Source organism: Mesorhizobium sp. M4B.F.Ca.ET.089.01.1.1 (genome assembly GCF_004022605.1).
GTDB classification, from domain to species: domain Bacteria; phylum Pseudomonadota; class Alphaproteobacteria; order Rhizobiales; family Rhizobiaceae; genus Mesorhizobium; species Mesorhizobium abyssinicae.
Genome location: NZ_RZOS01001169.1, coordinates 1 through 633, shown reverse-complemented (window position 1 = coordinate 633; position 633 = coordinate 1). Strand labels below are relative to the sequence as shown.

At 63.5% G+C, this 633-nt stretch carries 1 protein-coding gene; it reads left to right on the top strand.

Annotated elements, in window-relative coordinates:
- Positions 1–111: 111 nt before the first annotated feature.
- On the top strand, positions 112–633 hold a 522-nt coding region (locus tag EN780_RS36625; protein WP_281035419.1), incomplete at its 3' end, for a glycosyltransferase family 9 protein.

The following is a 633-nucleotide window of genomic DNA, read 5'->3' as shown; positions in this document are numbered from 1 at the left end:
GAATATGGACCCACCGGACGGAGTAGCGGCAATAGGCAGCCGAAACGAGCCAAGTCAATCTCCTGGATGGCGGCGGCTGCGCCGACGCCGATGAATTGAAAGGTATGCGTCTTGGATCCAATCCTCCTGGTCGGCTTTCCGGCGGTCGGCGATTTCGTCCGCTGTCATTCGGCCATCCGCATCCTCGCGGAGCGGTTTCCCGAGCGCCCGATCGACGTCGTGACCTCGCCCGGCAACGTCTCTTTTGCGCGGTTCATGCCGCATGTCCGCAAAGCGTGGCCCCTAAAGAAGCGTCATATGGAGCTCGGCCTGGCGGAGCGCCGCAGCCTGGTGCGCGAGCTTCGCCAGCAGAATTATGGCTCGGCCTATCTCATGACGAGCACGATCAAGGCGGCCCTGATACCGTTCATGGCCGGCATACCGGAGCGCATCGGCTACCCGCAGGAGCTGCAGTTCGGGTTGGTCAATCGCTTCCCAGCCGGCTGGCTGCGCCATTTGTGGGCGTTCGGTCCGCGCAAGACGCGTCTCTATGAGGAGGTTTGCTCCATCGCCACCCTAGACGCGAGGCCGGCCAACGTCGATTGGCCAGCGCCGCAGCTGGTCATCCCGGCCGCGGAATTGGATGAATGGCGC